Below are 14,142 nucleotides of genomic sequence, written 5' to 3'. Positions count from 1 at the left end.
CCCATAGAAAAAACACCTCCAAGTATTCTTTAGGTTAACAATAACCGATTTCTACTTAAAGGTGTTTTATATTTGTCTCACTTTTTGGGGTCAGCCCAGTATTTTCCCACAGTGGCTTTTATTAAAGGGTATTAAATTAATGGTTGGACCCGGAAGTATTTAAGACATCATCTAATTGTCGCAGCACATATTCTACAGATTTAAACGTTTCAAGTTGATTCTTTCTACTTGTTTTCGGATAAAATGATTTTATAGCGACGGTTTCAAAATTATCAACGGTTTGCTCGAGTTGCTGACTAAACAGCTGCTTTGGCTTTTTTTCTGCTACCATAATAGTCGCTAGCTCATGCCATTCCATACTTAGCTGAGTCACTTCATCTGTGAAAGGTTTAACTGTTCCAAAAAAATCTGGCTCATAGTTTTCCTTTTCTTTAATATCTAAAAAAAACTCCTTAGCAAATTGATTTTTTTCCAAAAGAGCTTGGTTTATTTGACGAAGTGTTTTTAATTGTTCATCTGTCATGATTGACACCTCCGCCAAAATCGTAACAAAATTTACGTATCTTGAATAGAGGTTTTTTACAATGTAAACATTTGAACAAAGTTTTTCCAGCGTTTTTTTGGCTCTCCTCCGACTACTAAAGGTAATTCAGACTCCGCACTCGCTGCATTTGTCCTTTCCATTTTTTCCAATCGTTGCTCAAGCCTTGTTAGCATGTTCATCATTTCATCTATTTCAGAACGATGCTTTAATAACTGATAGCTCACCACTTCATCTGCTTTTTTGCTTAGCTGTTGCTCTAAAAATAAGACACGGTCTAAAACCTGCTCTAATTTATGCTCATACTGCTCCGTTGCTATTCTTTCTTTTTTTCCTAAATTTGCTTTACAAGTCTTTCCTTCTATCGTAATTTCTACTTCACGCATTTTTTTTCCTTCATTTAATTGGTGCTTAATATCGAGAAGCCATTGAACTTGATCCTCAGTAAAGAAATAATGTCCATGCTCATTGGTTACACAAGGAAGATTAAAATATTTTACCCATCTTTGGATCGTTGTAGGATTGACCGATAAGCGTTCAGATACTTCCTTTGTTTTTAATAATGGACTCATCTTACATCCCTCCGTTTTACTTTTGATACATAAAGATATTCACGTTTATTTCTGCAAAACCTTCTCTCATGACAAAACTAGAAGTGTTTCGGCAAAGAAAGTCTTAACTAGTCAGAAAGAGCTAAGCGTGTTGGATTATGTATATTTAAATAGGAAAACGTCAAATGCTAATCCTATCAATCCTGAAAGGAGGTAAAAATATGGCTGAAAATCAATCCAAACAACAGCAACCGTCCAAAGAAAGTAAGCAACAGACGAAGAAAAATAATATCCTAGATAAAAAGCTAGGAGGACCTAACCGACCTTCCACTTAAAACACGAACAAGGAAAACTTACCATTTTCTAGTTATTGTAAAGATTTAAAGCAGTGAATAGCGTTTTACCTATTACTAATTCTCGGAAAAACACGATTGTTTTCCTATGAACTTCCATCATAATTGAAAAGTTCACTTGGTCTTAGGTCATTAACAGTTCTCTAAGTTACGTGACTTTATAGAGGTTCTTCAACATTCAACAGGCCCCCTTCTTACTTAAAAGAAGGAAGGGCCTGTTCATTGTCTTTGTATGCACCCATTCCCTAAATGACATGATTTAGAAACAGGTTTTGTCCAACCAATTTTCCCTTTCACTTGAATCAATTTCATCACTTTTAACTTTTAATGAGAACGGAACGATTTGGTTTTTGATTTCCACTTTAGGTAGATGCTTTCCCAAAGGCTTGTTTTCAGCTAACTCAGACTATGCAGAGCTGCGTCAGAGTGGATCTTCACACTCCGCTTTTCCTTCGGGAGTCACTACCTGCCGTTACAATCAACAAGTGATTTAGGAAACATTCAATACATTTTTTATAATGAATGGTAGGTTTCGTTCACTTAAACCCACTTCATCATTCAAATCTTATCTTGTAAAGTTGAAAGCAACCAAGAAGTAACCTTCCATTCTTTTCTTTTAAATTGTAACCATTTCTTTCGGTCTGTTACTTCTATTTTTGATAAAGGTACAAACCACCACTTTTTTTCTTTATTTGCTTCATACCAATCTAAATGATTAGTATTTTTATGGTGGAAATTCATTAATACAGTACGTAACAAAGGGGTTTTCGAATAAACTTTCGCTTCCTGAATATACGTTTCGTAATCTAATCTTGAACCTGTATGTTCTACCTTACATAAAAAATTTTTAATTGAATGAAAGCAATCTGGATGAAACAATAGTTGGGCCAACTTTTTCCCTAATTGAATTCTTTCTTCTACTTTTTCAAATTTAAAAACTTTATATCCAAAAATCACATTATCTAATGTAGGAAAAAGAATATAATTAAATTCTGTGTGTTGATCGAGTTGAAACCAAATATTATGAAGAATCTCTCTCTTTACCCATTTGGTATTCATTAAAGTTTCCTCTAAGTGGTTTTGTTCATTAATGATTAACGCTGTACATAGACGCTCCTCATCTTTACGGTCCCAAAAAAGGTTCCACTCTGTTACCATAAATTTAGAAACACCAAAATAAGGCAATAATGAAAATAAGGGATAACCTTGCTCCTTTGAAAACTGATAAATCATTAATTGCGGATAAGCATCAGCAAATATTAACCAATTAGCTCTTTCTAGAAAAGCAATTAAATGTGCTCTATTTTCTAATGACATATAGCTTTTGAACTTTTCATTAAATAGCGTAGTCATATTCCAACCTGCATTGCGTGAAACAGCTGAAGCTAGCAAGGCCCACCTCACTTCTGGTATTTGATTAAAATAAGCCAAGTAAGCATGAGTTCTTGAGACATTGTCATAATTCTGTTCTTTTGTCCTATGTTCTATTTTCTCTATGAATAACCTTGATTGTTTATTTAGCAAAATTAACACCATCTTTCACAAAACTTTATAATCTTAAGATGTTTCTTCCGTCTACTTTTAACGTATTTTATGGTAAGATAGTTTGATGACATTCCTTCCTAGTGCTATTTCCAATGAATGTTATGAATGATAGAAAAGAAAGGGTCGAAAAGTCTATGTCTATTCGCTACCCTAACGGAAAACGATATGTACCAAAGGGGTCTACACTATCGCAAAACAAAAAAGAAAGAACGAATTACAGCAATAGAGGAATGACTCTTGAGGATGATTTAAATGATACGAATACATTTTATTTACATTCTCAAAAAGCGGTCATTCACAAAAAGCCAACACCTGTTCAAATCGTCCAAGTTGATTATCCTAGACGAAGTGCTGCTGTTATAAAGGAGGCCTATTTTAAACAAGCATCTACAACAGATTATAATGGAGTTTATAGAGGAAAATATATTGATTTTGAAGCAAAAGAAACTAAAAATAAAACATCTTTTCCTTTACAAAATTTCCACCAGCATCAAATTGAGCATATGGAAGCTGTTATCAATCAAAACGGGATTTCTTTTATTATTCTCTCCTTTACTTTATTTGATGAAATTTATTTATTAGATGCTCAAATTTTAATTCATCATTATCAGAATCAAAATAATGGTCGTAAATCAATCCGAAAAAAAGATATTGAAGAATGGGGACATTTAATTAAAATAGGCTACCAGCCTAGAATTGATTATTTATCCATCGTTGATCAAGTATATTTTCAGTAATATTTTATAGATTGATCTCGTGAAAGGAAGAACGCTATGTCAGAACATAATGAGACAAAAAAAACTCATTCTCGAATGGAAAAGAGAAAACAACAAAACAAAAAAGCACCTAAGAAAAAAGGTGTTTGGAAAAAAATTCTATTAACTTTAGTTGCTTTATTTATGCTTTCTGTCGTCATTGGTGGTATTACGGTTTTTGCAATCGTACAAAACTCACCTGAATTGGATCCTGAGAAATTGGTTCTCTCACAAGGAAGTGAAATTTTTGACCAAAACGACGAATTTATTTCTCAGCTTGATTCAGTAGAAGACCGAATTAATGTCAATTATGATGATATTCCAGACGTTTTAGAGGATGCCTTTATTTCTGTAGAGGATATTCGCTTTAGAGAGCATTGGGGCATGGATATGAGGAGATTTGTTGGTGCTGTGCTGGCGAATATTACCGATGGATTTGGTGCAGAGGGTGCTAGTACGATTACTCAGCAGTTAGTAAAAAACCTGTTTTTATCCGATGATAAAAAAATCACTAGAAAAATCCAAGAAGCTTACCTAGCCATTCAGCTTGAACAACGCTATTCAAAAGACCAAATTTTAACCATGTATTTAAATCAAATTTATTTAGCAAATGGCGTGTACGGTGTTGAGCTTGCCTCTCAAAGATATTTCAGCAAGTCGATTAGTGAGTTAAATCTAGAGGATGCTGCACTACTAGCCGCTATTCCACGTCGCCCAAGCTTTTATGATCCTTTAAACAACCCAGAAAATGCTGAAAGTCGCAGAAATGTGGTCATTAATTTAATGGAGCAGCATGGGAAAATTAGTAGTGAAGAAGCTGAACAAGCCAAGGCTATACCAATCGATGAACAATTAAATCCAAGTGAGCGCGGTGAATCTTATCCTTATGCTTCTTTTTACAATCAAGTTCAAAAGGAATTAGAAGAAATTGATGGTATTACGGCCCATGATATTTATAATTCTGGATTAAAGATTTACACTACTTTAGATGTTGATGCACAAGAGCATGTAGAAAACGTTTTATATACAAGTGACTTTATTTCTAACTATCCTGATAATGAAGATTACCGCTCTGCTGTGACGATATTAGATACACAAACGGGCCAAGTTAAAGCGATTGGAAGCGGTCGAGAAGATACAGGAATTCAGCGCGGCTATAATTATGCGACTGATCATAAGAGACAGCCAGGCTCTACGATAAAACCTATCTTAGATTACGCACCTGGTATTGAATTTAATCAATGGTCTACCGCGAAAATTTTCGTGGATGAACCACACGAATATCCGAATGGTAGAGAAATAAGAAACTTCGATGGCAGCTATCAAGGAAGTATGACGATGAGAACCGCTCTAGCGAGATCTCGTAACGTCCCTGCTATAAAAGCATTGCAGGAAGTTGGAGTTGATCAGGCAGCCGAATTTGCAAATGGCCTTGGAATTGCTGTAGAAGAAGAGCCAATGCCAGAATCTTACGGATTAGGTGGTTTTAAAGAAGGAATAACAACTATGCAGCTAGCAGGTGCTTATGCGGCATTTGGAAATAACGGTACTTATAACAAGCCTTATACAGTTCGTAAAGTTGTATTTCCAGATGGACGTGAGTTAGAGCTAGAGCCAGAAAGCCATCAAGCGATGAATGATTATACCGCTTTTATGACTACTGATATGTTAAAAACAGCCGTTAATAATGGGACAGGTGGAACTGCTAATGTGAGTGGTCTTCCGATGGCTGGGAAAACAGGAACCACAAATTTTGATCCAGATTTTATGGCTGAGAAAAACATACCACAAGGTGGAGTTCCTGATGTTTGGTTCTCAGGTTATACGACGAGGTATACCGTTGCGGTTTGGTCTGGATTCGATAATCTTAGTGGTGAAGGAAATTATTTAGCCAATGATGAAGAGCGGAGACTTTCACAGCGTATTTTCAATGAAGTAATGAGTAAAATCTCAGCTGATATTGATACACCAGACTTTGAAATGCCTGATTCAGTCGTAAGAGTGGGAGTAGAACGCTCTACCGGGAAGCTTCCGAGTCCATTTACACCACAGAGCGAGATTATTTATGAATTATTTGTAAAAGGAACTGAGCAAACAGAGGTTTCAGACGAGTTTGTTGAAATAGAGTCACCTTCTAGCCTTCAAGCTGTTTATCAGGAAGAGCAAAATCAAATCATTGTAACATGGAATTATCCAGAAAGCCTATTAGATGATGTTACTTTTAATCTTTCCATGGCAGTAGATGGCGGAGGTTCAGAAAGCGTCCAACAATCTAGCGATATGCAGTTTATTTTGTCAGATCCCGAGCCAGGATCAAGCTACCGCTTCTCTCTTATAGCCGATTACCAAGGACAAAGTAGTGATCCTGCTAGCGCAGAGGTGACCGTGCCTGAAGCAGTGGAAGAAGAAGAGGAGGAAGAAGAAATTCCTGAAGAGGAAGTTCCTGAAGAGGACGATAACGAAGAAAATAACGGAAACGAAAACCCTCCAGGAAACGATAATAATAACGGAAATAATGGCAACAACGGTAATAACGGTAACAATGGAAATAATGGAAACAATGAAGGAAATCGTCCAGATGAGGAGGATGATTCAACCTCAGATGAAAATGAGGAAGAGAATCCCGATGATTCTGAAGAAGAAACTGAGTAAATACTTTATACACAAAAAGCTCGTTAGCGTGATGCTAGCGAGCTTTTTGATAGTTAGACAAGTTGTTCGAGCCCACTCCATTTGCTCCACTCTGTTTTTAAAGCATTTTGCTCTTTTTCAGAGAATGAGGAAGCATACCGAGTAATAACCAGCTCTATTTCTTGTTTTAAATGTTGTTTTTCCATTTCAATTTTTTCCGAAACGACAGGTAGTAATAATATTTCGAGCTCTTTTTCAAATTCAAATAAATAATTTCTAGCACTGCTTACAGCATCATTTACAACGCGCTCTTTTAACTGTTTTGAACCGCCCTCTTCAAAGAAATGCTTAGTACTTTTAAATTCATTTAAATAGCTTTTTGGATCTATTTCCCTTAAAGATGGAAGAACTTCCTGATAAAGCTTCATTTCAATGTCTGGTTTAGAACCTGAAAAAGTGCTCCACAACCTTTGAATGTCTTCTTCACTTTCTTGATACCAAGCTTCCAGTTCACCTGCTAATTTTAATTCGATTCGAACCAAAGTTGCATAAAGCTCATTTTTAATAAATAATTCACTTTGATTTTTATACTCTCTTAATCCCTCTAATAATGCCATTGATTGCTGTTTTTTATTATGGCCAGTAATCGTTGTGACATTAATCGCTTCATTAAAGCTATCAGAGAAAACGAACAAAATTCTTTCTCTTAAATAAACCATCAACTCAGAAAGCTCTTGCGTGATTGAGGTCATAACAGAAGAAGCAGACGCTTGATCTATAGCTTTTGCTAATTCGACTTTTTCTCGTTTTAAGTTATTTAATTTTCTTTCTCTTTCACTCTTGGATTCTGACAAAAATTGAATCGCTTCTGCTAATTCTACTACGTATTCTTGCACTTCTTTTTGTAATATTTCTATATTTAACCGTTTGAGTTCTTGAATCGTTTCCTGATAAAACTGCTCCTCAAACTGCAAGAAATGCTGTCCTTCTGAGCTTTTTTTCTCACCTTTTTTTACAGAAAGCCCTTCTTTACTTGATAGATGATATAGCTTTGGTGATGCTAAACCATTTCTTTTCAGTTCGTTATAAACATGTAGCTTTACTCCGTTTAACTCACGCTCATTTTCGGCAAGGTCTGCCGCATTTAAGACAAAATATAATTTATCATCTTTAAAGCCATCATTAACAAATGATAATTGCTGCAAAAACCATTGGTCAGCCTTTGAGAAAGCATGGTTATAATAAGTCAGGTAAAAAACGGCATCTGAATGTTTTAACTGCTGAAAAGCGACATTGGTATGGCGACCATGAATAGAGTTTACACCTGGAGTATCAATTAACTCTACCCCACTTTCGGTTAACGGACAATCATAATATATCGTAATCGCATTCACTAAACAAGCGACTTCTTCATTAGCAATATAAGGGTTTACTTGATTTAAAGAAACCTCTTTTACGTTCGCTAGCCAATCCTCATGTTCAAGGAAACTCTTTTTGACCGTCAGTAAGTATTCTGCCAACGTTTTTTGAGAACTTCTGGAAAATTGTTCAAGATTAGGCTTCCAGCTTTTTAATTTTTTTAGGCCAAAGCTTTCTCCTAATTGCGAGCTCACAAATTCAATTTCCTTTTCTAGTTGCTCTTCTGATTTAAAGAAAATTTCAGCCGTTTCATTTCGATGATCCGTGCTGGACTTCTTTATCGTATTAATCGTAGCAGTAGTGGGATGAGGAGATACAGGAAGAACTTCTTTTCCTAATAATGCATTAGCAAAACTTGATTTCCCGGCACTAAATGCTCCGAATAATGATAAGCGAAAGGTTTCATTTTGATGTTTTTTAAGCCGTTCTACTAATTGATTTCTTTTCGATTCAAATGACTTTGGATAATCATCTAACCTCAATAAATGTTCCATTTCCTGAAACCATTCTTCATTAAATACTTGAGTTTTTACTTGATTGCTAGGAGGTGGCTCCCATTTCCAATCCGTTTCTATTACAGACTCCTGTTCATTAGAGAAATCTATAAATGGAGCTATATCCACATTTTCAGGATAGCTTCTTATACTAATCTCTAATAGCCTTTTCTGCAAGCTTTCATCTGTTGATTGCTGTAGCTCATTTGTAATAGTTGTCTTCACTTCAATAAAGTCTGTTTCTTTTTCTGATATTTCTTCAAAAAGTGAAGAAAGACTTTTTAATTGCATGACTTCTACTTCTTTTTGCTGTAATTGAGCCTCCCAGCTATTTTTCAAACCTTCTATTATTAACTCTAAGATACCATAAGCATTTTTCCAAAGGAGTTTTTTTATTTCTGCTTCTTTATTTTTCGTGAAAGTAAAAACAAATTCTCTACTAATGTGAGAAGGAATCGCTGATTCTTCAAAGAATTCAGAATCAACATTTAAGGAAAATTGTTGCAGTGCTTGCTCTACTTGATCACGATTAGTTAGCTGTCTTTTATCAATGATTTCGAACGAACGAATAACATGAAAACTTAACAAGCTCTTAATTTTTTCATTCAATTCTAAAATTAATGCATCCAACCGTTTTTGTTGCTCTTCTACTGTTTTCTTTTTAGAAAAAAGAATACCCACCTTAAAGTTTTGGTCTTTGCTCTCTAACCACGCTCGCGTTAATTCCGTTGTTGAATAAGGAAAAACGGTTACTTGGGCGAATAGTTTTTTCCATTCCTCTTCTAACTGCTTCTTTAATAAAGTATCCGCTTCTTTTAACTGATTTTTTTCCTTTATTTGCAGCTCATATTGTTTTCTTGATGCTAATGAGAATCCTTTACTTTGTAAGTCATTTTCTTTTTCTAAAAGCCAGTCTTCATGATCATTTTCTAACCTAGATAAAAGGCTTAAATAAAAACTATCGATTAACTTCTGATTAGAAAACTTGGTCACTTCATTTCCGTGATATAATAATGCCTTTAATTTTTTTTCAAATTGGACAAATTGATTATAGGGATGATCATTCTTTTTCATACTTGTATAAAAAAGATCTAAATATTGAATATTCCACTTTTTAAAGGTATCTTTTATCGATTCGTCAAATTGATTAAAGCTCAGTTCCTTATCATTGTGCTTATCTACCTGATTAACTAAAATGATAATCGGCTTTTGTTCATTAGATAATTGCTTTAAAAAATATAAATTTGTCTCAGATTGAACATGATTATATTCCATAACATAAATGATTACATCGGTTGTAAATAACGCTTCTACTGTTAACTTCTGATGATTAGGGTCCGTCGAATCAACACCTGGTGTATCATAAATGATGCTATTATTTAGAAAAGTCAGTGGAGCAAAAATTCGCATATCGGTAATACTCTGACCATCCATCCCCCATTGTCTTATTTGTTCCCACGGAATGTCTCCATCCCATTTTTTAATTTCTTTATTCGCTTTTTGAACAGAAACTCCTAAATTTCCGTTCGCAATCGAGACAATATTCGCACTAGTTGGAATCGGACTCGTCGGAAGAATTTCTGCCCCTAAAATCGTGTTCATAATCGTAGACTTACCTGCTGAAAAATGTCCACAAAATGCAACTTCAAATACGGGGCTTTCCATTTTTTTTATAATTTGCTGCTTCCTTACCCACTCTTGCTTATTGACTAGTGCTTCAAGCTCTGATGAAAAAAAGTGAGAATCGCCTTCCATACTTACACTCCTTCATAAACCTTCGCTATTTTTCCTATTTTTCATAACCTTTATTCGCGCACACATCTTATTTAATTCTTCCATTAAAGCTTGTAGCTGAATAAAAGCATGGTATTGATTGTGCTGCTTTATAATAAAAGCTAAACGATCTTTTGCATTAAGTGGTCGATAGGTGAGAGTCAAAATATCTTCCTCTATTTTATGGAGATTGTTTAATCTCTGACCATTTAACCAGAACAAGGCATCGATATATAAAGCAATGGAAATCCTCATTTTTGAAGCGATTTCATGCTTACGCTTACCTTTAAATGCAAAACGAATCGCTATTTCCTCTTCTAACCATAGCTGATAAATCTCCTCTATATAAGGATAGGGCGATTCCCACGGCTTTTTGATAGACGTTATGTCATAATAAAAGGGAACTTGCGTAAATCTTTGTTTTTCAGTAAGAGAATTAAGATCAATTTTTAACTGTTCGTGATGATAAAAAGGAGAAATACAAAAATCGAAAGGAATCATCATCATCTTATGACTTTCCTTTCAATCTTTTTTTCCCTTCACGACACATTTCTAATAAAGGACAATCGTTACATTTTGGAGACTGTGCTTTACAATGATAACGACCAAAAAAGATCAATTGATGATGGGTATCTGACCATCGTTCTATTGGAATTTTTTTCATTAACGTTTTTTCTACTTCTAAGACGCTATCTTTCCAACGACATATGGCGAGCCTTTTGCTCACCCTTTCAACATGTGTATCCACAGCAATAGCCGGTTCACCAAAAGCAACGGATGTTACAACATTTGCCGTTTTTCTCCCTACACCGGCAAGTCCGATTAACTCATCTCTCGTTTTAGGAACTTGACCATCGAAGTCGTTTATTATGGAAGCAGCTAGTTTTTGGATGTTTTTTGCTTTACTTCTAAAAAGACCAATAGAGCGAATATCTTGCTCCAGTTCCTCCTGTGAAGCATTTAAATAATCAGAGGGTGATTGATATTTTTCAAAAAGCTTAGGAGTCACTTTATTTACGAGAGCGTCTGTACATTGAGCAGATAGAACGACCGCAATTAATAACTCAAACGGATTTGAGTGAATGAGCTCGCACTCAGCTTCAGGGAACATTTCTTGTATTTGATCAATCGCATCGATTGTTTGTTTTTTTGTTAACAATTTTAAATCATTCCTTTTTAACTTTCTAACCAATTAAAGCTTGGATAAGATTCTGAACGGACTCTTTTTGAATCTGGTTTTTGTCCATTTTGAAACTTCCTGTATTTTTCACTATGAATTTTTACTTGCTCTAAAGTTTTGACACCGTTACGTTTCCACTCAAAAAGAATTCGATCAATATATCTAAAATTGAGCTTACCAGAAATAACCGATTCCTTTAATGCCTGAAGAATTAATTTTGGCTCATGCTTATCATGGTCTAACCACATCGATAACGTCTCCATTTCTATAGGAGATAGTGGTCTAGAGAATTCCTGCTCAAACGTTTTAAATAAATCTCCTTCTATTTGGGCATTTGATTTTTCTTGTTGCTTTTGATCTTCTTGATTCAATTCTTCCATTAATTTCAACCATAATGGTTCTAAAGAGTAATTTTCATATAATATTCCATTATCCCAGTGCTTATCTAAAGATAAAAAGCCTTTTTTTATAAGTAAACCCATTGTATTGCTGCACTCTTCCTTTGAAAGGGTCATTCTTTCACTAAGCAATTCTGGAGTTGGAAAATAATCCCCTTCATCTATAAAAGATTGAATATGTAATAAAGTCATTAATTCCACTTCTGTTAATCCTAAATCTGTATAATATTGTAATAGTAATTTCGGAATGGACAGATGACCTTGCTTCATCCATTTTAAGAGCATTTTATCTGACATTATTTTTACACCTCTATAAAGTATTATAACATGAATTAAGGATTTGATAATCCTATCAACCTCATTCGTAAACGAAAAAGCCTTACACAAATTCAATTCGTGTAGGAAAGACGTTTTACTACTTTATAAGCTCTAATTAGACTATGTTGTCAGTTCTAATAAGTTTGCGATCCTGCTATTTTTTAAACCTTAAAAAAACGAGTCCAATAATCGGATCGGACTCGTTTTTCTTATAAGACTAATGATCATAGCCTCTTATATTTTTTATGGATAAAGTCGATTAAGAAGTCTTGGGAACGGTATCGTTTCTCTGACATGCTCGACACCGGCCATCCAGGCTACGGTTCTTTCTAATCCCAAACCAAATCCAGAATGTGGAACCGATCCATACTTTCTCAACTCAGCATACCATTCATAGGCTTTCGGATCTAACTGGTGTTCATTTAAGCGCTGTTCTAAAAGCTCTAAGTTATTGATTCTTTCGGATCCACCAATAATTTCACCATAGCCTTCTGGAGCAATTAAATCCGCACATAATACAACCTCTTCTCGCTTCGAATCTGGTTGCATATAGAATGGTTTAAGAGTCGTTGGATAATGAGTAATAAACACAGGCTTGTCATAATGGTTAGCAATAGCCGTTTCATGTGGAGATCCAAAATCATCTCCCCACTCAATATCATCGAAGCCCTCTTTATGAAGAAAAGCCAATGCTTCATCATAAGTAATTCGAGGAAATGGTGCTTGAATTTTTTGAAGGCTTTCCTGATTTCGTCCTAACGTTTTTAATTCTAACTGGCAGTTTTCTAAAACAGATTGAGCGATGTAAGACACATACTGCTCTTGAATTTCTAAGTTTTCATCAAACTCTACAAAAGCCATCTCTGGCTCAATCATCCAAAATTCAATAAGGTGACGTCTCGTTTTAGATTTTTCCGCTCGGAAGGTCGGTCCAAATGAAAACACTCTTCCTAAAGCCATAGCAGCTGCTTCCATATATAATTGTCCACTTTGAGATAAATAAGCATCTTCATCAAAATATTTCGTAGCGAATAATTCACTAGTTCCTTCAGGTGCACTTCCCGTTAGAATAGGCGGATCAACTTTCACAAAGCCTTCTTTATTAAAGAATTCGTAAGTAGCACGAATAATTTCATTTCTAATTTTCAAGACAGCGTGCTGTTTTTTTGAACGAATCCATAAATGACGATGATCCATTAAAAACTCCGTGCCGTGTTCTTTTGGTGTGATTGGATAATCAACCGCTTCATGAATGAGTTCCATTGCCGTAATCGTGAGCTCATAGCCAGAGGGAGCTCTCTCATCAGCCCGTACCTTACCCGTTATGTATACAGAACTTTCTTGAGTAATGGACTTGGCAAATTTAAATACATCCTCTTCTACCTCAGCTTTAACGACTACACCTTGGATAAAGCCTGTCCCGTCTCTTAATTGTAAAAAAGCAATTTTTCCACTTGATCGTTTATTGGCAATCCAAGCTCCTATTGTCACTTCTTGGTTAACGAATTGACCTACTTGATTAATTGTTGTTTTCAAGTTATACCCTCCATACTGATTACTTCTACTTGATACCGTTATTAATTATAACGGTTTGCAAAAATTGAAGTCAATTTATTTTATATACTAAAATAGAAATTAATCTCTATTTAAATGATATCTCTTCATAAAGGTTCCGTCTTCAAAGGTTACATAAAAATAACTTTGACGATCTTGTTCATCAATAAACGTCACTTCATAAGTTGGTAAATTCCGCTCATATCCTAAGCGTATTCGCTGAATACTTTTTACATTGTGCTCAGCCTCAACAATGCTACGAACTCGCTCTTCATCAATTCCTTCATCTGCTTTTCTCACATCATGCCCATCAAAGTCATTGGCTACCCATACTACACTTGAATCGCCCTCTGCATCGTTACCATATACTACATAATAGGCCTCAGTACCATGATAATATTCCACTTCTTCAATAGTTTGTAGTAAATTATTTTCTAACGTATACTGTTCTGCCAGGTTATAATTTTCTTTCAATGGCTCACGAATCAGTTGATATCCGTAAATGCTTAAACCTATGAAAGAAGCAATGACTAGTAAAGCGATTGAAATAATCCATTTTTTCATTCTTAAACCCAACCTTATCTTAATTGTCTTTCATCATTAAACCTATAGAAAGCTAAAGATTTATCA

General features: G+C 35.0%; 12 protein-coding genes. 3 read left to right on the top strand and 9 right to left on the bottom strand.

All coding sequences use genetic code 11. The features are described from left to right. Nucleotides 1–136 precede the first annotated feature (136 nt). Complete coding sequence (locus tag AZF04_RS07080; RefSeq protein WP_061948136.1) at nt 137–523, bottom strand: YppE family protein; 387 nt, start codon at nt 521–523, stop codon at nt 137–139. Nucleotides 524–579: 56 nt separating this feature from the next. Next, nucleotides 580–1,113, bottom strand: coding sequence for a chromosome-anchoring protein RacA (gene racA / locus AZF04_RS07075; RefSeq protein ID WP_061948135.1), 534 nt, complete (start codon nt 1,111–1,113; stop codon nt 580–582). A 200-nt stretch (nt 1,114–1,313) separates the two neighbouring features. Here racA and AZF04_RS07070 point away from each other — a divergent pair, with 200 nt between their 5' ends. Then, entirely contained in the window at nt 1,314–1,427 is a 114-nt protein-coding gene (locus tag AZF04_RS07070) for a hypothetical protein (protein WP_061948134.1), read from the top strand. Between the two features lie 576 nt (nt 1,428–2,003). Here AZF04_RS07070 and AZF04_RS07065 read toward each other — a convergent pair. Further along, nucleotides 2,004–2,969 (bottom strand): DUF2515 family protein, encoded by a 966-nt coding sequence (locus AZF04_RS07065; protein WP_061948133.1) that lies wholly within the window; start codon nt 2,967–2,969, stop codon nt 2,004–2,006. 155 nt (nt 2,970–3,124) lie between these two features. Here AZF04_RS07065 and recU point away from each other — a divergent pair, with 155 nt between their 5' ends. Further along, entirely contained in the window at nt 3,125–3,727 is a 603-nt protein-coding gene (gene recU, locus AZF04_RS07060; protein ID WP_061948142.1) for a Holliday junction resolvase RecU, read from the top strand. A gap of 36 nt (nt 3,728–3,763) precedes the next feature. Then, nucleotides 3,764–6,397 carry a transglycosylase domain-containing protein gene (locus tag AZF04_RS07055; protein WP_061948132.1) on the top strand — a complete coding sequence of 878 codons (2,634 nt, stop codon included), beginning with the start codon at nt 3,764–3,766 and terminating at the stop codon, nt 6,395–6,397. 53 nt (nt 6,398–6,450) lie between these two features. Here the strand turns inward: AZF04_RS07055 and AZF04_RS07050 are convergent, their stop codons facing one another. The 6 genes from AZF04_RS07050 to AZF04_RS07025 form a co-directional block, all read right to left on the bottom strand. Next, nucleotides 6,451–10,044, bottom strand: coding sequence for a dynamin family protein (locus AZF04_RS07050; protein WP_061948131.1), 3,594 nt, complete (start codon nt 10,042–10,044; stop codon nt 6,451–6,453). A 12-nt stretch (nt 10,045–10,056) separates the two neighbouring features. Beyond that, nucleotides 10,057–10,569 (bottom strand): YpoC family protein, encoded by a 513-nt coding sequence (locus AZF04_RS07045; protein WP_061948130.1) that lies wholly within the window; start codon nt 10,567–10,569, stop codon nt 10,057–10,059. A gap of 1 nt (nt 10,570) precedes the next feature. Next, entirely contained in the window at nt 10,571–11,221 is a 651-nt protein-coding gene (nth, locus tag AZF04_RS07040; protein ID WP_061948129.1) for an endonuclease III, read from the bottom strand. Nucleotides 11,222–11,238: 17 nt separating this feature from the next. Continuing rightward, on the bottom strand, nt 11,239–11,937 hold the full coding sequence (locus AZF04_RS07035) for a DnaD domain-containing protein (protein ID WP_061948128.1): 699 nt from the start codon (nt 11,935–11,937) through the stop codon (nt 11,239–11,241). 264 nt (nt 11,938–12,201) lie between these two features. After that, nucleotides 12,202–13,494 (bottom strand): asparagine--tRNA ligase, encoded by a 1,293-nt coding sequence (gene asnS / locus AZF04_RS07030; protein WP_061948127.1) that lies wholly within the window; start codon nt 13,492–13,494, stop codon nt 12,202–12,204. Between the two features lie 99 nt (nt 13,495–13,593). After that, on the bottom strand, nt 13,594–14,076 hold the full coding sequence (locus AZF04_RS07025; RefSeq protein WP_061948126.1) for a cell wall elongation regulator TseB-like domain-containing protein: 483 nt from the start codon (nt 14,074–14,076) through the stop codon (nt 13,594–13,596). Between the last annotated feature and the right edge of the window lie 66 nt (nt 14,077–14,142).

Origin of the sequence: Alkalihalobacillus trypoxylicola (assembly GCF_001590785.1) — a bacterium.
Lineage (GTDB): Bacteria > Bacillota > Bacilli > Bacillales > Bacillaceae_D > Alkalihalobacillus > Alkalihalobacillus trypoxylicola.
This window is presented reverse-complemented; position numbering and strand designations above follow the sequence as displayed.